At 40.8% G+C, this 21,529-nt stretch carries 14 protein-coding genes and 1 pseudogene; 11 read left to right on the forward strand and 4 right to left on the reverse strand.

Annotated elements, in window-relative coordinates:
* Window positions 1–7 precede the first annotated feature (7 nt).
* The 3 genes and pseudogenes from MSBRM_RS17510 to MSBRM_RS17520 form a co-directional block, all read right to left on the reverse strand.
* Window positions 8–382: a response regulator gene (locus MSBRM_RS17510; protein ID WP_048122294.1), complete on the reverse strand. Its 375-nt coding sequence runs from the start codon at window positions 380–382 to the stop codon at window positions 8–10.
* Complete coding sequence (locus MSBRM_RS17515) at window positions 354–3,506, reverse strand: response regulator (RefSeq protein ID WP_048122296.1); 3,153 nt, start codon at window positions 3,504–3,506, stop codon at window positions 354–356. Before MSBRM_RS17515 ends, MSBRM_RS17510 begins: the two co-directional genes overlap by 29 nt.
* 456 nt (window positions 3,507–3,962) lie before the next feature.
* A pseudogene (locus tag MSBRM_RS17520) lies at window positions 3,963–6,815 on the reverse strand (cation-translocating P-type ATPase).
* A gap of 573 nt (window positions 6,816–7,388) precedes the next feature.
* On the opposite strand from MSBRM_RS17520, the gene mtaA reads away from it, so the two are divergent.
* The 3 genes from mtaA (at window position 7,389) to MSBRM_RS17535 (ending at window position 11,582) form a co-directional block, all read left to right on the forward strand.
* Window positions 7,389–8,408, forward strand: a complete 1,020-nt coding sequence (gene mtaA / locus MSBRM_RS17525; RefSeq protein ID WP_176722091.1) for a methylcobamide:CoM methyltransferase MtaA — start codon at window positions 7,389–7,391, stop codon at window positions 8,406–8,408.
* Between the two features lie 293 nt (window positions 8,409–8,701).
* Window positions 8,702–10,321, forward strand: coding sequence for a methylamine methyltransferase corrinoid protein reductive activase (locus MSBRM_RS17530; protein WP_048122301.1), 1,620 nt, complete (start codon window positions 8,702–8,704; stop codon window positions 10,319–10,321).
* An 82-nt stretch (window positions 10,322–10,403) separates the two neighbouring features.
* On the forward strand, window positions 10,404–11,582 hold the full coding sequence (locus MSBRM_RS17535) for a GTP-binding protein (RefSeq protein WP_048156520.1): 1,179 nt from the start codon (window positions 10,404–10,406) through the stop codon (window positions 11,580–11,582).
* 61 nt (window positions 11,583–11,643) lie between these two features.
* Here the strand turns inward: MSBRM_RS17535 and MSBRM_RS17540 are convergent, their stop codons facing one another.
* The gene (locus tag MSBRM_RS17540) at window positions 11,644–12,432 is read right to left on the reverse strand and encodes a helix-turn-helix transcriptional regulator (RefSeq protein ID WP_230668968.1); all 789 of its coding nucleotides are present in this window, start codon (window positions 12,430–12,432) and stop codon (window positions 11,644–11,646) included.
* An 855-nt stretch (window positions 12,433–13,287) separates the two neighbouring features.
* On the opposite strand from MSBRM_RS17540, the gene MSBRM_RS17545 reads away from it, so the two are divergent.
* The 8 genes from MSBRM_RS17545 to MSBRM_RS17575 all read left to right on the forward strand — a co-directional run bounded on the left by MSBRM_RS17545 (window position 13,288) and on the right by MSBRM_RS17575 (window position 21,245).
* Window positions 13,288–13,959: a GTP-binding protein gene (locus MSBRM_RS17545; RefSeq protein ID WP_052712945.1), complete on the forward strand. Its 672-nt coding sequence runs from the start codon at window positions 13,288–13,290 to the stop codon at window positions 13,957–13,959.
* A 507-nt stretch (window positions 13,960–14,466) separates the two neighbouring features.
* Entirely contained in the window at window positions 14,467–14,595 is a 129-nt protein-coding gene (locus tag MSBRM_RS21815) for a hypothetical protein (protein WP_255361926.1), read from the forward strand.
* Window positions 14,596–15,136: 541 nt separating this feature from the next.
* Window positions 15,137–15,691 (forward strand): TATA-box-binding protein, encoded by a 555-nt coding sequence (locus MSBRM_RS17550; RefSeq protein ID WP_048122307.1) that lies wholly within the window; start codon window positions 15,137–15,139, stop codon window positions 15,689–15,691.
* A gap of 116 nt (window positions 15,692–15,807) precedes the next feature.
* On the forward strand, window positions 15,808–16,011 hold the full coding sequence (locus MSBRM_RS17555; RefSeq protein WP_048122308.1) for a hypothetical protein: 204 nt from the start codon (window positions 15,808–15,810) through the stop codon (window positions 16,009–16,011).
* A 940-nt stretch (window positions 16,012–16,951) separates the two neighbouring features.
* Window positions 16,952–17,728 carry a methanol--corrinoid protein MtaC gene (gene mtaC / locus MSBRM_RS17560; protein ID WP_048122309.1) on the forward strand — a complete coding sequence of 259 codons (777 nt, stop codon included), beginning with the start codon at window positions 16,952–16,954 and terminating at the stop codon, window positions 17,726–17,728.
* A 13-nt stretch (window positions 17,729–17,741) separates the two neighbouring features.
* Entirely contained in the window at window positions 17,742–19,127 is a 1,386-nt protein-coding gene (gene mtaB / locus MSBRM_RS17565) for a methanol--corrinoid protein co-methyltransferase MtaB (protein ID WP_048122311.1), read from the forward strand.
* Between the two features lie 52 nt (window positions 19,128–19,179).
* Window positions 19,180–19,764, forward strand: a complete 585-nt coding sequence (locus MSBRM_RS17570) for an acetate uptake transporter (protein WP_048122313.1) — start codon at window positions 19,180–19,182, stop codon at window positions 19,762–19,764.
* 461 nt (window positions 19,765–20,225) lie between these two features.
* Window positions 20,226–21,245 (forward strand): cation diffusion facilitator family transporter, encoded by a 1,020-nt coding sequence (locus tag MSBRM_RS17575; RefSeq protein WP_048156525.1) that lies wholly within the window; start codon window positions 20,226–20,228, stop codon window positions 21,243–21,245.
* Window positions 21,246–21,529: the final 284 nt, after the last annotated feature.

Raw genomic sequence — 21,529 nt, forward strand, 5'->3', positions numbered from 1 at the left:
TCTGAGGTTAAGATGAATCATCTCCCAGATACTTATCTATCAGAGCCCTGAATTTGTGAATATCTATAGGTTTGGAGACATAGTCCACACAGCCCATTTCTATGAAATGTTCTTCACTGCCTTTCATAGCATGGGCAGTAACCGCTATCACGGGGATATCTGCAGTCGCAGGGTTTTTCTTAATTTGATCGAGAACCTCAAGTCCGTCCATCTTCGGAAGCTGCATATCCAGCAGGATAATGTCGAATTTTGTTTCAGCAAGGCGTTCAAGGGCCTTTACCCCATCCTCGGCTTTAGTTATGTTATGTCCGTAGAATTCCAGAAGGTCCAGGATCAGTTCCATGTTCATGGGATTATCTTCGACAATCAGGATTTTTTTCATCATTCCGCCTCTTCAGCATAGTTAATTGTTTTATTCTATTAATTAATTCTTTTCTTCCGAAAGTGCCTTTCTTCAGAATAGAAATAAGATGTCCTTTTAGCTCACTGTTCAGTTCCTCGAGATTCTTCTCAGTAAGCTCACCAGAAGTGCATACAATAAGAGGAATATTTTTTGTGCGTACATCGGCCCTCATACTGGATATAACATCAAACCCGCTAATTCCCGGCATCATGAGGTCAAGAATCAGAATATCGGGTTGATGCTCTAAGAAAAGATTCTGTAGGCCTTCTCTCCCGCTGTAAGCTTTTATAACCTCAAAGCCCTCGGGCTCAATCATCGAGCTCAGTAGTTCTACAGTATTTTCATCGTCATCTACTATAAGAACTTTAGGAGATTCGAACCGGAACTTTCCAGTAATTTCCCTGAGAGAGTTTACCAGTTCAATTCTTTTTACCGGCTTTGCAAAAGAGTAAGTTGCCCCGAGGGTAATTCCAAGCTCGTTATTATTGGTCATGGAAATAATAAGTACAGGTATAGAAGCCGTATAAGGGTCATTCTGTAGCTGCCTCAAGACAAGCCAACCATTAGTATCCGGCAGAAAGACGTCCAGAGTAATAATATCAGGTTTCAGGCTCTTTGCAACCTCTAAAACTCTTTTTCCACTATAAAGTAGAGCCACACTATATCCTGCATCCTTAAGGATAATGGAAAGAAGTTCACTGGAACTTTTGTCATCATCAACGACCAGAATAAGTTCCTGCTTAACATCTCCCTTTTCAGAGGGACAGATTTCGGGCAGCTCTACTTCTTCCTGCGAATTCTCTATATTTTCTTTTACTGAAAGAGCTGCTGCTTTACTCATCTCGAATTCTAGGATTACATCTTCGATTCCAATCTTGCTGGCTTTCCTGAGCTCCAGCGGTTTCCTGAGAGGAAGTGAAAAGGTAAAGTTACTGCCCTTCCCGGGATCGCTCTCAACCCAGATATCTCCCTGATGCAAGTTCACGATTTTCTTCACAAGAGCAAGACCAAGCCCTGTGCCGCAATATTGCTTGGCTGTTGAGGCATCGAGCTGGGTAAAGGGCTGGAAAAGTTTTACTTGGTCTTCGGCAGAAATGCCTATACCGGTATCTATGACTGAAATAAGAGCTCGATTTCCACTTTCTTTGCAATATACCGAGACTTTTCCACCATTTGGAGTAAATTTTATTGCATTACTTACGAGGTTGTAAAGAATCTGAATTAGGCGACCTCTATCGGCTTCGAGCGTTGTAACGTCGGATTCTACATTAAAAGTTACTTCAAGAGATTTTACCTGTATAAGAGGAGAAAGAACAGCTTTAACTTCTTCAAAAACAGAATCAATAGAAAATTCACTGTAGTGAAGTTCCATTTTTCCGGCTTCTACTTTTGAGAGATCGAGGATATCATTTATAAGTGCCAGCAAATGTTTCCCACTTGTTGAGATATTGCTTATGTATCGGAACTGCTTTTCGTTAAGATCTCCAAAAACTTTATCAAGAAGAATATCCGAAAAGCCTATAATGGAATTCAAAGGTGTTCGCAACTCATGGCTCACATTTGTAAGAAATTCACTTTTGGAATTATTGGCTTCTTCAGCTTCCAGTTTTGCCTGAATTAGTTTTTCTTCCGAACGCCTGTGTACGGTAATATCAAACCCTGTTTTCAGGATCCCGGTTATTCTGCTGTCTTCGTTCTTTATAGGAATCGCAGTGATCGTCCAGACCTTTCCATCCTGCGTAACTACTTCCCCGAACTCTTCGTTCCCAGATTCCAGTGCTTTCAGTACTGGAGATTTACCCGGGTTTTCTTTATATAAAATATACAGATCTTGATAATGCTGCCCGATAACGTCATCCATTTTCATGCCCATGTAATCAAGAGCTGCTTTATTTAGCCAGATTATTTTCAAGTCGGAGTCCATGAAGACTACCAGTTCACTGAGAGAATCAAGGATTAGCTTTTTTTCGTGTTCCTGGGCTTTAAATTCATTAGAAGTAGTTTTCAGGCGGTCAAGAGTCTGATTTATTCCCTCGGACAGCCTTGAGAGCTCATCATCTCCATCCATGGGAAATCGTTCGGAGAAATTTTCATTTAGTCGTACTTTCTCCACGAAATTATCAATTGCAACTATTCGGGATACAACTTCCCTATCGAGAAGAAACTTGCAACTTGCCCCAATCGTGAGACCTGCGAACAGAAGGAAAAACACTATGTATCGGAGAGCCTTCTGACCCTCGGCATAGATACTGCTGTCTGCGTCAGTCTGGATTACAATAGCTGGGCTTCCAGAAAGATCCTCAAGCACGGAATAACAGATGACGTGTTCTCCAGTTACCGTATATGTAAAATTCGGACCAGGATTTTCAAAAAAAGCCTGAAGAAGATCCGAGGATGCATTGTTAAAACTATAAAGTGCAAATGTACTTCCTGTACTTTCCTGAACAGATTCGATAAAACTCGAATCAAGATATTTACCAAGAATGATTGTACCTGAGCTTTCGTTATTATCCGGTGCAGCGAACACAGGCTGGCTAGAGATTATTGCAGGACCATTTTTCAGCAGAAACAGACCATTTAAAGAAGTTTCAGTTTCCTTACAGAGTAAACTGCCGTCATTAATTCTCTGACGGACTATGGGAAGATAGGAAGCATTAACAGTAGAAGCATTAACAGTAGAAGCATTAACAGTAGAAACAGTAACAGTAGAAACATTAAGAGTGGAAGCGCTAGTAGAAGGCTCGGGATCCGAAATTTCAGAATACACAATATACCCTGAATGATTTACCAGAAAAATAAAATCACACCCACTGATGGAAAAGATGTCACCGAGTGGAGTTCCACTGCTGAGATTCTGAAGACCCTGATTAAGCATTAAATTCCTGACATCGTCTCTTGAAGAGAGATCAGAATTAATCTTCTCAAGCTGTAGGATCTGAAGGTCGATCATGTTCTCTATCTTTTCTACGTTGTCAGTTGCCTCTTTTTTCTGCAAGTCGGAAAAAGTGGAACCGAGAATGCTCTGAGATGCAAAAATAACAACTGAAATGAGAAGAGCAAAGATGATATAGATAATAGCAAGGATCTTTCTACTAACGTTCATATTTTAAGCTCGGTGCTGAGGCTTCAGGTTAATTAAACCGGAGGTAAGATATGGATCGGGTCTGCAAGGAACATTATAATGTAATAATACTGACAGATGAAATTAAATTGGAATCTATATAAAAGTTTTCTACAATAAATCATAAAAAATTAGCTTTATTAAATCAAAATTAAAGGACAATAACATTCGCTATGACAATTACAAGTAGGTATTAGAGTTTTTTATAGAAAAAAATGTTTAAAAATCAATTATTCACAAAATAATGCTAATTTTAGTGCTTTATTATTTAACAAAAAGATACAGAGCATGGAGCTCAGATATATTATAGTTGGTAATATATAGGAAATGAGATGACATGCCTTTGTAAAACGAAGAAAAAACCATGACTCACTTCTGTTTGCTACCCTGACCAACATTACAATTTTCATTGTAAATCCCGCTTTTTATAACTTTGATTTACCACTTAAGATATCTGGTTACCCAGCTTACATTCCTTCTCAACAGATATTTTCTTAACTCATCGATTCCAAGCAACAAAATCGCAAAAGGAACAGCAATTAGCAAATATCTGAGGTCAAGAGGAGAAGTATTGAAAATAAGATTTGCCGACGGATTCCAGATAATAAATGCCAGGATCAGGATTTCACTTGCAATTCCTATCAGGACCATACGATTACTAAATAAACCCATTGAGAAGACTGACTGATACCGAGTTCGGGAAGCAAAAACATTAGCAATCTGGCATATAATCACTGCTGAAAAGAAGGCAGTTATTGACTGCATGTAAAGGGGGTTGTTATTTGCAAGCTGCTCGCCAAACCTCCAGCCCCCCTCAAAAAGGACGGCAAAATAGCAGAAAAAGCCTGCAATAGCTTCTACAGGGCCCTTTACTGCGTAAGCTGTAAAAAGCAGAGGAGGAGTCAAAAGCTTTTCTTCTCTCGCTCTGGGAGGTCTTTTCATAATATCACCTTCTCCTTTTTCTTTTCCCAAGGCAATCGCAGGTAGCATATCCGTGCCCAGGTCGATTGCCAGGATAAGCTGTACAGGCATGGGAAGGGGCAGGGCAAAGAGGACGAAGGCTATGAAAGGCAGGATCTCAGGAATATTGCTAGCAAGAATGTATACGATGAATTTTTTAATATTATCGAAAACCGTCCTGCCCTCCTCTACAGCATTCACAATCGTAGCGAAATTATCATCAAGGAGAACCATATCCGCAGCTTCGCGCGCCACATCCGTGCCACTACCCATAGCAACACCCATATCCGCATTCTTGATTGCAGGAGCGTCATTGACCCCATCTCCGGTCATGGTCACTATCTCCCCTTCGGCTTGAAAAAGCTGCACAATTTTTAGTTTTTGTACAGGAGAAGTGCGAGCAAAGACGATGCTCGGATTTTTTAATCTTGAAGCAAGGTCTGCGCGTGATAGCGTTGCCAGCTCGTTTCCAGTAATGATCTCAAGGTTTCCTGAGTTTGCAAGCCCTACATCCTTTGCTATTGATTCTGCCGTGACAGGGTGATCACCTGTGATCATGACAACCTTGATCCCGGCTGTATGGCACTTTGCTATAGCTTCTCTGGCTTCAGGGCGTGGAGGATCTACAATTCCTATAAATCCCAGAAAGATAAAGTCCCCTGTATATTCCCTTAGTTCTTCTATCTGCCTGTACGCAAGGGCTATAATTCGTTCTCCTTTTTTTGCAAGGCTCAGGTGCCGGTTAAGAAGCTCTTGTTGCTCAGTTTCATCCAGATTCCGGATTCCTCCTCCTGAATCCAGGGATGAACTGCACATTTTCACAACTACTTCCGGGGCGCCCTTGAGATAGACTTCAAGTTTTCCTTCAGGAGTGCGGCAGATAACTTCCATTCTTTTCGTAAGCGAATCAAAAGGAAATTCTTCCAGCCTCGGATAATCATTCTTGAGATTTCCGATATCTTCCAGACCATTTGCAAAAACGAGAAGTGCACCTTCAGTTGGGTCACCAGTATATCCCGGAGCAGACTCGCGAAGTTTTGCATTATTACATAGTCCTGCAACTCTTATGAAAACAGATGATAATTTTTCAGGATCCCATACAGATTATGTTAGAACACAGAATTCTTCTGCCTCTGAATCCACAAGTTTTTCTACATCCTCTTTGTTTGTACTTTCGATGATACCCTGTTCTGTGGTTGTTTTTTTAGTACTGGTAGGGTTTTCGAGAACGAGACATTCAAAACCGATCATGATAGAGTTTACTGCCATCTTATTCTGAGTCAGGGTACCGGTTTTATCCGTACAGATAACCGTTGTCGAGCCCAGAGTTTCTACGGACTCAAGCTGCTTTATAAGAGCATTCCGCGAGGCCATTCGCTTGGAAGCAAGGCTAAGGGCAAGAGTGACTGTGGGCAAAAGCCCTTCGGGCACATTGGCAACAATAATTCCAATCGCAAAGATTAGGCTTGCAAGAAAAATATCCTGAAGAAGAAAAGCAAGCATAAAGAAGACTATTCCCAGGGAAATCGCAATTGTAGATATAACTTTTATGAAATAATTTATTTCTCTTCGAATGGGAGTATCCACACCTGAAGTCTGTTGTGTGAGTGTTGCAAGGCTTCCGATCTGAGTATTTTGTCCAGTTGCAAAGATAACAGCTTTTCCATTCCCGCTCTGTATTAGAGTCCCTGAAAAAACCATATTCCTGCACTCCAGCATATTTGGATGAGTGCATTCAAGGGACCGAAGCTGAGGCTCGGATTCGCCAGTAATAGCCGAGTTATCCACTTTCAGAGTATTAATTTCAACCAAACGCCCATCTGCAGGAACCTTATCTCCTTCCTCAAGAAGGATGACGTCTCCTACAACAAGCTCCGATGCCAGAATATCCTTTACCGTTCCTTCCCTCAGGACCCTGGCATGGGGGGGAAGAAGCTGACGAAAGCTTTCCATTGTTTTTTCAGCCTGGTACTCCTGTATGAATGTAAAGGTCCCATTGATGACTACAACGCCTGCAAGAGCAATTCCTATATACAGGTTTCCCTGTCCTGGATCAAGGTATTCTCCAATGAAAGACAGAATCGATCCCACAGTTAACAGGATCGAGAATAAATTCCGAAACTGCCTGAGATACTTATTTATTATGCTCTCTTTTCCTGTTTCTTCAAGAACATTGGCTCCACATTCTTTGAGCCGATTGGCAGCTTCCTGATCGCTGAGCCCGTTTTCGTCAACGTTTAACTTTTGAAAAAACTCCGAAAGTTGAATACTATGTTCGTTCCCCTGGGGAGAACAAATCTTGCTGTTATCACCAGTCAGATTCTTCCCCATCGAAATCCCCATTGTGATTTAATGCGATACAAGAATAAGAAGCTTGACATAGATTCTGAAAAACATTTTGAAATCCAAAGTGAGAGAGGTAGCAAATAAAAGAGGAAATAAGGTAGAGAAAAATTGCATTTGGTTTGTTATCAGATCAGACTTGATCCATTAACAAAGTAAAGTGAAAAAGTGGAGAACCTAGCTACCATAAAAGGATGAACAACGAGATCGAAATTTATGACCCTATTTATTAAAAATATGGTAAAAAAATATTCTTGACAAATAGCTTTTATAAGTTGTTAACTAAAAAAAATGCCCGTACTCTAATGTAATCAAAGGAGCCTGAGAATTATTTTTAGTACCCTGGTTTCTATCTCCGCTTGGACGAGGTGGAAAGGGAGATTCGAATTTATTTTTGAGTTCCCAGGCAAAACCTAAGATTTTAACTGTGTTTCAAAACTCTGGATTTTCTATTCCGGGGCGTGAAACCTTTTGGATTTAAAAGGTCTGAACACTAATATTGTCAAGTAGGCAATAAAATTCTAATAAAAATAAATCAAGACAACTTAAAAAGGTATGACTATGAGCGAATTTACACTTAAAACGAGACTCTTAGCTGCCCTTGAAGGCAAGCCCGTTGACAAAGTACCTGTCTGCTCCGTAACCCAGACCGGGATTGTAGAACTTATGGACAAAGTTGGAGCTGCCTGGCCTGAAGCTCACACTAATCCAGAACTTATGGCAAAACTAGCAATTGCTAACTATGAACTTAGTGGACTTGAAGCTGTGAGGCTCCCCTACTGTCTTACCGTTCTTGGTGAAGCAATGGGCTGTGAAATCAACATGGGTACCAAAAACAGGCAGCCGTCTGTCACAGCTAGCCCCTACCCCAAAAACCTCGATGGTGCAGCCGTCCCTGCAGATCTCCTGCAGAGAAACAGAATTCCAGCCGTACTCGAAGCAATTAAAATTGTCAGGGAAAAAGTAGGACCTGACGTGCCAATTATAGGAGGTATGGAAGGCCCGGTTACACTAGCTTCCGACCTGATAAGTGTAAAATCCTTCATGAAATGGTCCATTAAAAAAACTGACCTCTTCGAGCAGGCTCTTGATATCTCCACAGAAGCTGCAATCGCCTATGCAAACGCAATGGTCGAAGCTGGCGCAGATGTTATCGCTATTGCAGACCCTGTCGCCTCTCCTGACCTCATGAGCCCTGACACATTTAGACAGTTCCTTCAGTCAAGGTTACAGAAGTTTTCCGCTAGCGTTAACTCCGTGACTGTACTCCACATCTGTGGTAAGGTTAACGCGATCCTCAGCGACATGGCAGACTGCGGTTTTGAAGGACTCAGCGTAGAAGAAAAGATCGGTAACGCAGCTGAAGGAAAGAAAGTCATTGGAGACAGAGCAAGATTAGTAGGAAATATTTCCAGTCCTTTTACCCTACTGCCTGGACCTATTGACAAGATAAAAGCTGAAGCAAAAGTAGCTCTTGAAGGCGGCATAGATGTGCTTGCACCTGGCTGTGGGATTGCACCCATGACTCCTCTCGAAAACGTCAAAGCCCTGGTTGCAGCAAGAGACGAGTACTACGCCTGAAAAGGCACAAAAATTTTTTTATTTTTTAAGGACACATTCCAGAGTTCTAAGATTTTAGAATAGCTGGAACTGTGTTCTACGTTATATTTTTTTAGTTTTGGCAGAGGAGTGAAAGCTCTAGAGCTAGACTCTGATAGGCTATGACCTGAGGAAAGCCGTTCAGAACAAACAATTCAGTTAAATAGCTTTAGATCTAATTCAACATAATACTTATTTAAATATATTAAACTAAGAATATGTCTAAAACGTACTGGCTAACAAATCTTAAACTTTTTTTTGGAGGAGGTTAAGATATGAGAATAGGAGTTGCAATTGACCTCGGAACCAGCGGTTTTAGGGCCCAGAAAATTGACCTGGAAACCGGTGAGATTAAGAAAACCGTCATAACACTGAGAAATCCCCTGCCCGGAGCAAACGTAATGGATCATCTTGATTTTGCAATCCACTACGGACTTGACAAGGCCCACGGGCTCTCGGCAACCGCAGTAAAAAACATTCTTGCTGAACTTGGAGTAAACCTGGCAGAAATGGAAAAATTTGCAATTTGCGGAAACCCAATTCAGCTTTCTATATTCCAGGGTATTCCAATTGAAGACCTGGCATACGCCGGAGAACGTAAAAAGCAAAAATATCACATAGAAGAGCAAAACAGGGATGCTCGTATAATACCCCTGGCCGAAATAGAGGGATTTGAAGAAGCTACAAATTGCAAACTATTTGTGCCTCCGGCAATTAAACACGAAGTTGGAGCCGATGCTCTTGCTCTTATTGTAAAGGCTGGCATGATTGAGAGTAATGACATAGCGATTGCAACGGACTACGGAACAAATGCCGAAATGGCTCTTAAAGCAAACGGCGTTATATATACAGGTTCAGCTGCTGCAGGTCCTGCCCTTGAAGGTCAGGAGATAGAATGCGGGTCCATTGCTTCCCCTCACACAATTTGTGACGTGGAGTTTGAGGGAAATAATCTACGCTGCTATGTACTCGATCGGGATATGAATACCATCAAGGGAGACCTTGTAAATCCTAAAACCGGGGAGGTAGTGGAAAAGGGAGAGCTCACTGCAAAAGGCATCACAGGCACTGGAGTTATTGCCCTTATAGAGACAGCTATGAGAAATAAACTAATTGTGCTGCCAAAGATTCAGACCCCGGATGGCATTCTTCATCTTCAGGATGGGGTCATATTTACCAATAAAGATCTTATTGAAGCAGGGAGAGCCATAGGAGCACTACGGGCCGGGCATATTACTCTCTGTGCAGCTGCAGGCATAGACATGGAAGAACTACAGACAGCCCACATGTCAGGCGCTGCAGGCACTTATATGGACGCGGCAAAAGCCCATAAGGTGGGAATGATCCCTTACAACGCGAATTATGTTTCCCAGATTGGAAATACCTCCCTGACCGTTGCCAGAGAAATTCTGCTCTCTGAAGACAGGCTCTGGGAACTGCAGACAATTGCAAAGGAAATAGTGGGCACCCATGTAATGTTTGCAACCTCCGATGCATTTAAGGAGGCTTATATGCTGGAGCTTGCTTACTGGAACGAGGGCATGGCTTTTAAGATGCTTCAAAAGTTCCTGAAAAAGAAAAAACTGCCCATGATTGGTGAGCCTTCCTCTATTCTTAAAATTGACCGTCAGGTTGAAAGGGATATTCCTGAACTTGGAGAAGAAGGACTGGAAGTACTGGAAAAGGTCGGGACTTACCTTACCATGGTAATCGAGGGGTGTGAAGGCTGTCATAAGTGCGTAAAGGTCTGTCCTAACGGAGCCCTGAGAATGGAAGAAAACGGAGTTGTAAAAATAAGAACTGACCTCTGTGATGGTGCAAATTGCCAGCGCTGTCTGCACGCCTGCCCTGATGACAGATTTAAATGGGAAAATCTGACAGTCGCAGGAAAGTAAAAAAGGGTAAGCTTATTGAGATTAAAGACGAATAAAGAAAAAAATAAACAATAAGCAAGAAGATACGAAGGGAGGAAAAAACGTGCAGGTCATTGTAGTGGGGGGATTTCTGGGAAGCGGAAAAACCACCACTATTATCAATATGGGCAAATACCTGGCAGAGAAAGGGAAAAAAGTTGCCATTATAGTGAACGAGATCGGGGAAGTCGGAATTGATGGGGATGTGATAAAAAAGTTCGGGTTCGATACGAAAGAGATCACAAATGGATGCATCTGCTGTTCTCTGAAAGTAGGACTAAGGGTAACAGTTACTTATCTTGCAAATGAATACAAGCCTGACATCCTTATGATCGAACCAACAGGCATCGCCTTCCCGAATATAATAAAGAAAGAAATTGAACTTATGAATCTTGGCGAGCAGGTAAAAATCGCCCCTCTTGTGACCCTGATTGACGGCAGCCGTTTCAAGTACCTGATGAAAGAAGTAAAAGAATTTGCTATGAGGCAGATTATTGATGCGGAAATTCTCGGGATAAATAAGATAGACCTGATAGAACCTATTCGAATTCCAATCCTTGAAGCCTCGGTCCAGCAACTGAATCCGAAATCCAGAGTAGTCCTGCTTTCAGGAAAAGACACAGGTGAAAGCTTTGAGAATTTTATGCGATTAGTGCTTCCTGATCTTGAAGAACTATCCAAAGAAGCCCCGACCGAGATAACAGAAGAAATAAAACCTTCTAAAGCTGCACCTTCTGCACCGCAGGAGACCGAAAATTCAATTGAAGCCTCAAAAGTAGGCAGTTATTCTGTAGAGTTTGCGGTTGAAAATGGAAGCCTGAGTACTGAGGTTGCCAGGGAATTAACAACCGAACTGATGAACACAATAAAAGCAAAGGTGCTGCAACTAAATCCCGAGTTTATAGGGCACATCAAGCTTTTCCTGGACAATGGATCAGAAACCGTGAAACAGAACATTACAATATATTATGAAGAGCCCCAGGAAGATGTGATCAAATCAAAGGAAGGAGCTACCCCTACCCTCAAGATACTTTCAGCGGTCTCAAACGTTGACGAGGAAGCTGTTAAAGCTGCTGTAAATAATTCGGTACATGAGGTATTTGAGAGAAAGCAAATAAAAGTAAACAAAATCGAGCATGAACATGAACACCATGAACATGAACACCATGAACATGAACACCATGAACATGAACACCATGAAAAGCATAAGCATGGTGATCAGGAAGAAGAAATTAGTGAGTAAAAGAAATTTTTCCTCACATTTTTTAATTGATCTCCGGTTTTAACTGATCTTTGTAGTTCATTTAACCTTCATCGTTATAATTAATCTTCGTGGAACGGTCTATATAATACTGAGCCAGTTCATTTCCCCACTCCAGGGCACTTGGAGTAAAACTCGTGATCTTCTTGTGATCGAATTCTCCTTCTTTTCCGAAAAGTTTCAGCATAAAGAAATTATCTGTAACCATGAAGGAAGAGGGCCTTATTTTACCGGAGTATATATAAAGCGATACTTTATTTTTAAGCAACACATTATATTCTTCTGTAAAGTCATTTTTAAATCTGTTATACACTTTTTCATCGAGCATAAGGTGTACTTCGGCCCCATTTTCCGCACAGGCAGCATGGATCGACGGGCAATCAGGACAGAAATAAGAGTAAAAGGATTTTATAGTTTTTGAACCATTTAGTTTGTCACGCAAATACTGTGGAAATTCGAAAAGGTGGTCAAGATCAGGCTCGTCCAAGTTACATTTTTCCAGCATATCAATTTTCTGAATCAGGTTTTCGGGAATAGGAGACCTGTCATGCTTTGACCAGTAGTCCTTGTTTCCATCAAAAACGTCAAGAACAGCTTTAAGAGGGAGCATTTTCTCAACGATTACTGACCCTATATCCGAAAGTTGGTAGATACTTCCCTTCTGCACTATCATATCCATATCTTTCAGTTTTTTAATTTGAGGCATTAGAGCACAGGAGTTTACATGAAGAACTTCTTTTATCTCGTTAATATCCATCGGCCCGTTAGCTAACTGAACAAGAAGATTTTTTCTTTTTTCAGAGAAAAAAATCAGGTCTATAAGTGAACTCATGTTTATCAGCTTCCAATTACTCATATATTGTCTAAGCCGAAACAAATTCGCCAGAATTTGCCCTAAAACCCACCACGATCATGGAGGCAACATAGTTTCAGCCTTTAGTCAAGATGATAAAGTAAAAAGTGTTTCATATCAATGATACTTATCACGTTAATCAATATTAGAAGCAATGAAAATTTTATTCTTGCTTATTCGGAATCCTGCTCAGGGACATATTATCCGTGTATCAATTGATAAAACTCTCTCATCTTAAAAACGGGAAATAATTTTCAACCAGAACTAAATTAATATTGTGAGGATTGTATTTAATTTTTGATAATATATAATGTATATTGCGGAGATCATATTTAAAGTATATTGAAAAGAAAGCTCTTTTACTGACGAATATTAATGCCATGGACTGTAAGCAGGATCGAGTTTTTCAAAACTCTGGATACTAAGGACTCTGGATTTCTATAATTAAATATGCAGTCAAGCCTTCAAATTTTCAATACCCTTCAATATTTAATGACTTCTATTTTTCTAGCCGGTAGAATTTTGTTATCCCCTTGCAATATTGAAAACGTAATGTGTTGGAAAATTCAGACCAGTATGAAATTTCAGGAAAAGCTTATTTTTAAAAGGGGAAAATATTGAACCTCAATAAAAAAACAGTGTCGGTTAAGCTATATACAATTAAGAGAATCTTTAATTATAGAGTCAAAAGGAATAACGACCTCTGGAGATAACCCCGAAAAAACGTTTTTAAATGATGGTGGCAGTGTCTCTCCATTTTAGACACCCTATAAGATATTGCCACTACCAGAGGGTTATTCGGACTCTTGCTTAACTTATGGAAGGTGTAAAGGCATGAAATGTATGTTAATCGGAGGATTCTCGGAAAGCGGGAAAACCACACTGATAAGAAAACTTGTTGAACATTTGGGAAAACAGGGACAGAAAGTGGCAGTTATCGCTGACGAGATAGGAGAAACAGGGATCAATGGAGACACGATCTCGGAAGGGGAAGTTGAAACCAGGGAAATTACAAGTGACTGTGTCTACTGTCCCCTGAAAATCAACATGGAATACACCTTGAGAAATCTCATTGCATCTTACAACCCAGACACTATTATAATAGAACCCACAGGAATAACTCCCCCTGGACAAATAAAAAGAAATATTGAGAATATGGGAATCCCGGGAATAACTTTTGCCCCGATAGTGAATCTTGTGGATGCCAGCCGCCTGAGTCAGAAGACGGGCGAGCTGCAGAATTTCATGATAAATCAGATAGGTGAGGCTGAGATCCTGGGCATCAATAAAGTAGAACTTATAAATAATCGTGAAGAACTCCTGGAAATCTGCCTTTTCCTGCGCAAATTAAACCCCAGAGCAAGAATGATTCATTTTTCGGCCCAGCAGGGAGGAGAAAATTTAGACAAATTGATCGAACTGTTGGAAAAGACCAGTAGGAGAGGAGTAACCCTGAGCAGAGAAAACTCGATTCAAATTTCTGGAGTTTCGGCCTATTCGTCCTAATTTGAAATCGCTTCACAGGAGATCTCCATCGAAACAGTGATTTCTGTTTCCGAGTAGATTCTGGAAAGCATAAAAACTAACATGATATTCTTTGAATAACATGCACAAATAATGAAAATGCTTGCAGATGGCAGCATTTTCATGCTAAATAAGGCAGAAGAGCTAAACCCTGAATACATAGATCACCCAACCACATAAACCACTCAATCACATAAACCACTCAATCACATAAACCACCCAACCACATAAACCACTCAATCACATAAACCACCCAACCACATAAACCACTTAATCACATAAACCACCCAACTACATAAACCACCCAACTACATAAACCACCCAACTACATAAACCACCCAACTACATAAACCACATTAAGCTTTCTTTCAGGCGTCAGGAAAATCCGATAAAGAGAAGTGTAACTTCTGCGCATAAAATCCCTAAAATGGAAGCCTTAAAAAAGGAAAATCTCAATCAAGAGTAAAGGTACTTTCTGCGGTAACGTCCGTGTCCAGAGATGAACTTATTAAAGTTGTGGATAACAATAAGCAGATGTCTGAAAGAAAAGCAGCTTTCCTTCAAAAAGTGGAAAGAAAAAACCAGGTTATAGCAGGCAATGATCATTTTTTAAGCTGAAAAACTTTGGGCGGAAGAATATTTTTGGTTCAGGAAAGTAATTACCGGGTACAGTAGTTCCGATTTACTGTAGTTCCGAATGGCCGCTCTAATTCATTAACAATTTTTCATTAAATTTCTCTAAATTGATTTTTTTAATTGCTGGCAATTGATTTCATTTTCCACTGGTTGGTATTTGAACTTATCGATCACATCGAAATCAATATCTACAGACAGAGTTTACATAAGAGGAATATTTACATTTTGGCCTTCCTTTATTATTTGGTTGGTGTTCTTTTTTGAATATTCTTTGTGATATTTCTGACCTTTGACTATGCAATTCGGTTGTTACAGCAGACCTATTTTAACACATGAAAAAGAAATAATTATTAAACTGGAAACGTGATCATGAAAACATCACCTGCGTACTGGTAGGCAACCAATTTTGCTATTTATATAATATTTGCGTTAGATTGTTTGTCCTATACAAACCACTAATTTTTAAGCATTTTGTGATTTAAACCGACAATAGCTTCAATAGAACATCTAAGATATATGTTGTATGGAGTATACAATAACTATAGAGAATGTGGTGGCATCCACCACCCTGGCGGAAGATTTCGACCTGCTGAAGATAGAGGCCGGACTGGAAGGAGCAGAATATAACAAAGCTAAGTTCCCTGGTCTGGTCTACAGAATTGAGAATCCAAAAGCTGCTTTTCTGATTTTCACTTCAGGAAAAGTGGTATGTACCGGAGCTAAGACCGTCAAAAACGCTAAGATGGCCATAATCAATCTGGCTAACACGCTCCAGTCCATTGGATGCGAGAAAATAAATTTAGAACCTGAGGTTCATATTCAGAACATTGTTGCCACCGCTGATTTGAAAACAAACCTGAACCTGAATACCATTGTTATAGCCTTTGGTATGGAGAACGTAGAGTATGAGCCAGAGGTATTTCCTGGGCTTGTTTACAGACTTGAGTCGCCCAAGGTAGTAGTGCTCATATTCAGCTCTGGCAAACTGGTGATCACAGGCGGCAAATCTCCTGAGGATTGTGAGGAGGGCCTGCAGGTTATAAAGACAGAGTTTGATAACTTAGGCCTTCTTTATTGAACCTTCTTACCCTAGAGAAAGAATAATCCATACTTCAGCCTGGCAGGGAGAAGGAAACTACAGTAGGAAGAATGTTTCCGGTTTGAAAGTTTCCGATTCAGGATGTTGCGGCATGGATGAAGATAAATGAGGAAGGAAAATATTTCCGGATCAGGACAGCTTTGACCTGGCACACAAAAACTTTATATATCATAAAATGCTCATCGCCCCCTATCCGGAAGATGATCCCTCAGATAGAGGATAAAGTACCCTTTCAGCCATCTGGAGAAAACTGGCTTTTGAGTAACAGCATAATATTAAACAGTTATAAAGAAGCCTGATTCTTAAAAAATTAAAAACAGAAACTGAATAACCTGCCAGGAAAATAGCTTGCCTCTGTTTAAAAAAGAGTTGAAAAACGGCAAAAACCGAATCTGAATAAATCCCAGAGAACTAAAAGATTAGAGTTATGGGAGCTTTCACACAATTCTCATCGGAAGTAAGAAATTAGGGGATTTCTGAGGTGAATTGAACAGGAAATTCATTTCACTTGTGTGCTTTCAAAAATATACTTTATTTACCTCATTTTGCCTGATTTAAATCCACAATAAAAACAAATTAAATTGATAACCTCCACGCTCAAAATAAGAATCTCCATATCTTCACCCTCTGTAATAAAATCTTCCTGGAATGTAAAACAATCAACCAGTAAATTTTGATCTCGTTGATTAGATCAATAGGGAGAAAAAAACACTTCTTTTTAATAAAATCATTTGCAGAGAAAATTGAGAAGAGAATTATAAAATTATAGCAATTCAAAAATTAACATAGGTGAAGGTATATGCAATAAAATCTAACTGTGATCTGCAAGTGCATCCCGGAATACTAAAGGGAGTACACTTATCAGAATTAACTGGAAAAAATCCTTTAGAGCCAGGAAATAGAGAATCGGAAATAGAAGAGATATGAACCTGGCGACTTAAAAACTTTCTGAAAAAAGCTTAAAAAATGGGTAAAAACGGGAAGTAACTCAAAAGCTCTTTTCAGAAAGCTTGAAAAACGAGAGAACGGATTGAAATCCGGTTTCTGAATGATCAGTACACCACTCAAAGTTATCCAATCCCCCTCAATGGAAGGAATTCGATCTGGAGGTTTTTGAATTCTCTGACATTATATTCGAGAAGCGTTTGGTAAAAACGCTTAAAAACTTCAGGGAGATGTAACTTGCAGAGTCAACGATCTGAGCAATCCGAGACTCTTTTGCTAAATGGAGGTTAAAATATGTTGGATTTGAAACTGGAAGACATCGACGGCATATTAGTACGCTACAACGTCGCCCTCGAAAAGGAAATGACACCTGATGAAGCTGCAGAAGAGCTTTATCCCAAAGACGACCTCATCTATCCTGTTGCAAAAGCAATCTATGAAGGAGAAGAGGATGACGTAGTTGACGCACTCCAGGCTGCTATCGATGCAGGCAAGAAGCCAATCGACCTTATCGATGATGCCCTGATGGTAGGAATGGGAGTTGTAACCCAACTCTACGACGATGGTATCATTTTCCTCCCGAACGTTATGATGTCTGCTGATGCCATGCTGGCAGGTATCGAATTCTGTAAGAGTCAGACCACCGAAGTTCCCGAGCCAAAGGGCAAGGTTGTCTGCCATGTTGCAGAAGGCGACGTCCATGACATCGGAAAGAACATTGTTGCTGCCCTTCTGAGAGCAAATGGCTACGAGGTAATTGACCTTGGAAGAGATGTTCCTGTAGACGAAGTAATCGCTGCAGTCGAAAAAGAAAAGCCAATAATGCTCACAGGTACTGCTCTTATGACAACCACCATGTATGCATTCAAGGAAGTTAATGACAAGCTCCTTGAAAAGGGAATAAAACTCCCATTCGCATGTGGTGGCGGTGCTGTGAACCAGGATTTCGTGTCTCAGTATGAACTTGGGGTTTATGGTGAAGAAGCTGCAGACGCCCCTAAGATTGCTGACGCAATCGTTGCAGGTACCAAAGATATCACAGCATTAAGAGAGGAGTTCCACAAACACTGAGGAGGGAGCAAAAATGGTAAAAAAATACACTTCAATGGCTTACGCTAACGCAGATGAACTGATTTTCGGGCAATCAAAATTCCCTGTAAAAGCAGGGCTTGGCCTTGAGATTGGTGCCGGTTACACGACTCCCGAAATAAACTACGCCCCAAGGCCTGGAGCCGGCGTATCCAAAGAAAAGCTTATAAAAGAGTATGAAAGGATCACCACCGACGTTATGTCAAGGATGGTTCAAATAGGAGCACCCTCTATTGTGCTTGAAACTGAACACGTCCAGCAGATGTCCAACAACCCTGAGTGGGGAGGAGCTGTTGCACATGCCCAGAAGACCATCATGGAAGAATATCATGATGAATACGGTATAAAATGTGCACTCCGCCATACAATTGGAGATATCCGTGAGACCAGGGACTACCTAGATCTCAGAGGAGACAAGTACAGCACCTTTATGGAAGCCTTTGAAGAAGCTGCCAATAATGGTGCAGATATGCTTGCAGTTGAATCAATGGGTGGTAAGGAAATCTTTGACTATTCTATTCTGAGGAACGACACTGCAGGCATCCTCTTCGGGATCGGTGTGCTCGGCAGTATGGACATGGAAATGGTCTGGAAGGACATTTCAGATGTTGCAAAGAAGACAGGAACTGTATCTTCAGGTGATACGGACTGTGCCCAGGCAAACACTGCAATGTTCATTGCAGGCGGTCTGCTTGACAAGAACCTTGCCCACACAACTGCAATTGTTGCAAGGGCAATCTCTGCAGCCAGGTCTCTCTGTGCATATGAAGCCGGTGCAGTCGGCCCCGGAAAGGACTGTGGTTACGAGAACAGCATCATAAAGGCCATTGCAGGTGTCCCGATTGCTCAGGAAGGTAAGACCTCAACCTGTGCTCACTCTGACCTGATGGGTAACATTGTTATGCAGTGCTGTGACCTCTGGTCCAACGAATCCGTTGAATACCACGGTGAATTCGGCGGTACAACTGTACAGTGCTGGTCCGAGACCCTTGCATACGACTGTTCCATGATGAACGTTGCCCTTAAGACCGGAAAAGCAAAGGATCTCAGAGACATTCTCGTGCTCTCGGACAAATACAGAGACCCACAGGGCTATGTGATTGCTTACGACAATGCCTACAGAGTAGCACAGGCAATCGCAAAAGATGGAGAGAACAACTACCTCCGTGCAAAGAACGCAGCAATCGAATGTTGCAACATCATCGAAGAAGGTACCAACTCCGGCAAACTCAGACTTACAAGATTCGAAACCAATGCTCTTGCAAAAGTTAAGGCCGATCTCGAAGCCCTCACCGATGATGCTGACCAGTTCATGAGCGACAACCTGACCAAGTTCAAACAAGAAGTTGCCGTTTTCAGACCCGAAAACTATGGGCTCTAAGCCCTAAACTTCTTTTTTTAACTTTTTTAGAATTATGGCTTCAGGTGAAACCATGAGCGAAAACGTGGGAACTGCTACTGTAATAGTTGACAAGACTGCAAATGCTGCCCCTCTGGGCTTTACCGGCCTTGGCCTTGCCGCAGTTCTGTTAAGTCTGAGCTACATAGGGATATATCCTGTAGAATCAATGATCGTCTCCATGGCAATATTTCTGGGTGGGTTTGCCCAGGTGTTTGCAGGAATTATGTCCTGGAAAAAAGGAGATATTTTTGCAGGGACTGCATTCTCTGCTTTCGGTCTGTTCTGGTTCTCACTGGCGGGATTGCTTGTTATGCCTGCAATCGGCTGGGCTGAGGCTTCGTCCGGAACTGCTATGGCCGCTTATCTCTTTATCTGGGGCGTCTATACCTTTGTTATGCTGATCGTTACTATGAGAATAGGAGTCCGTGCCCTCCAATTTGTATTTGTTACATTATTTTTGTTATTTATGTTGCTTGCTGTTGTAAACGCAACCGGCAGTACAGGGTTGCTTATAGTGGCTGGCTATGTAGGACTTGTTATGGGCCTTGGAGCTCTTTATACAGCTCTTGGCATGGTAATGAACGAAATTCACGGAAAAACTGTAATCCCACTCTAATAGTAAAATAATCAGCAGTCATTGAGTAAAACCCTCGAGTACCTGATGAAAAGACCTGCACCAACCTCAATAAGTATATAAAATCCTAAAATTGCAGGAAAAACGGAAAAACAGCTAAAAACGACTCTTCAGGCAAGTACAGGTATTAAACCTGTGTTTACCAATCCTCCCAATATTATTGCACGAGTGACTAAACACTGTATTGTGACCGCGTTATAAAGACACAGGCACTCGAGGGCCTATCCAATTTAAAGAAATAGTTTTCGTTTTGTTACCAAGCCTTTTCAAAAAAGACTTGAGCGAAAACCACAGCAACATTTGAATTTGAGTAACTTATTCCCGAACTCTATCGGCGTGATCGACCAGTGCATTGTGGCACAAACATTTTCAAAAAGGTTTGATTGGAATAAAAAGACCCACTAGAAAAAAGATTGAAAAAGCTAATTAACGGTGAACTTCGAATGCAAGCGGATAAAAAGCTTGACAAAACCCACAATAAAATCCGCAATAGATCTTATACAGAGCTTGCTTTGAGTTTGATACTGACACTTTTCAAACTGCTAGCCGGGATTTTGGGAAATAGTACTTTGCTTCTTGCCGATGCAGTTCGTTCCTTCTCTGAATTTATTGATGAGTGTATAAAACTCCTGGATTTTTCGATTGGAAGCAAGCCTGGAGACGAAAGCCACAACTACGGGCATGGAAAAATCACAACCCTCTGCATGGGAGCAGGGGCTTTTATTCTTCTTTTTGCAAGTTTTCATATGATTTCCCTGAATTCTGGGGAAATACTCATGTTTTTGCAGGGTAAAGAGCCCGAAACTCCTGAAATTATTGCACTTTATGCAGCAACCTCAGCCTTTATATTAAGAAATATTGTGGCTGTTCTGACAGAAAACCCTGAATTACAGACTAAAGAGGATTTTTCAAAAGCTCGTATACCTGTAAAAGACGTATCAATTATTTCAGTAAAACGCTTGTTAATAATCCCAATAAAAGAGGTATTAATATCCTGCTTTGTTATTTTAGGAATAGGATGCACATTTCTGCCTGGAAAAAACTTTAATATAGCTGATTCTTTCGCTGCGCTTCTTTTAAGCCTCTATCTCCTTGGAAATTCAGGGAGACTTCTTTACAAAATTGTAAATGAACTGATAGAAGCCTCCCTTGATGAAGAAAATAACCTCAGAATCAAGGAGATTATAAACAAAACCGAAAACGTCACGGGTTCCGGAGAACTTAAAACTCGCAGGATAGGGAAAGGTATAGCAATCAATGCCATTGTTAATGTGAATAACTCCCTGAGTGTCCTGGAAGCTGCAGAGATAGCAAATCTCGTAGAAGAGAGGCTGAAAGCAGCTTTTACAGAAAATACATACGTACTGATAAAAATCGAGCCCGTCCCGGAAAGAAACCAGAATTTCAAAAACAGAGGTAGATCCTCTAACGAGAAGAAAGGGGAAAAGGCAAGTTTATTTTAACAAAATAAAAACGTAGAAATAATAAAATAATATGGTAATAATGGTGTCAACTACCAACAGCTAAAACAGTGGGCTTCATGCTTTGACTTTCGTGAAAAAACCAATATGAAAACCGAAAGATAAGAAAACAGCCCGTTTCTTTAATTCTAGCAGCTATCCATAGCTACTACAAGATTTAACAGATATCCAAGTTACGTATATGAGTCTAAATCGACACCTGATTTAGAGAGTTCTGAATCATATCACTTTCTAAAGAAAACTTAATTCCCCGAATTTAAAAATGG

The organism is Methanosarcina barkeri MS (genome assembly GCF_000970025.1).
In the GTDB taxonomy this organism is placed as follows: domain Archaea; phylum Halobacteriota; class Methanosarcinia; order Methanosarcinales; family Methanosarcinaceae; genus Methanosarcina; species Methanosarcina barkeri.

Bases quoted from the DNA above. Each gene is read 5' to 3' on its own strand.
- MSBRM_RS17510 (WP_048122294.1), bottom strand. From the start codon at position 382: ATGAAAAAAATCCTGATTGTCGAAGATAATCCCATGAACATGGAACTG.
- MSBRM_RS17515 (WP_048122296.1), bottom strand. From the start codon at position 3,506: ATGAACGTTAGTAGAAAGATCCTTGCTATTATCTATATCATCTTTGCT.
- mtaA (WP_176722091.1), top strand. From the start codon at position 7,389: ATGAGCGAATTTACACTTAAAACGAGACTCTTAGCTGCCCTTGAAGGC.
- MSBRM_RS17530 (WP_048122301.1), top strand. From the start codon at position 8,702: ATGAGAATAGGAGTTGCAATTGACCTCGGAACCAGCGGTTTTAGGGCC.
- MSBRM_RS17540 (WP_230668968.1), bottom strand. From the start codon at position 12,432: ATGAGTTCACTTATAGACCTGATTTTTTTCTCTGAAAAAAGAAAAAAT.
- MSBRM_RS17545 (WP_052712945.1), top strand. From the start codon at position 13,288: ATGAAATGTATGTTAATCGGAGGATTCTCGGAAAGCGGGAAAACCACA.
- MSBRM_RS17550 (WP_048122307.1), top strand. From the start codon at position 15,137: ATGGAGTATACAATAACTATAGAGAATGTGGTGGCATCCACCACCCTG.
- MSBRM_RS17555 (WP_048122308.1), top strand. From the start codon at position 15,808: ATGAAGATAAATGAGGAAGGAAAATATTTCCGGATCAGGACAGCTTTG.
- mtaC (WP_048122309.1), top strand. From the start codon at position 16,952: ATGTTGGATTTGAAACTGGAAGACATCGACGGCATATTAGTACGCTAC.
- mtaB (WP_048122311.1), top strand. From the start codon at position 17,742: ATGGTAAAAAAATACACTTCAATGGCTTACGCTAACGCAGATGAACTG.
- MSBRM_RS17570 (WP_048122313.1), top strand. From the start codon at position 19,180: ATGAGCGAAAACGTGGGAACTGCTACTGTAATAGTTGACAAGACTGCA.
- MSBRM_RS17575 (WP_048156525.1), top strand. From the start codon at position 20,226: ATGCAAGCGGATAAAAAGCTTGACAAAACCCACAATAAAATCCGCAAT.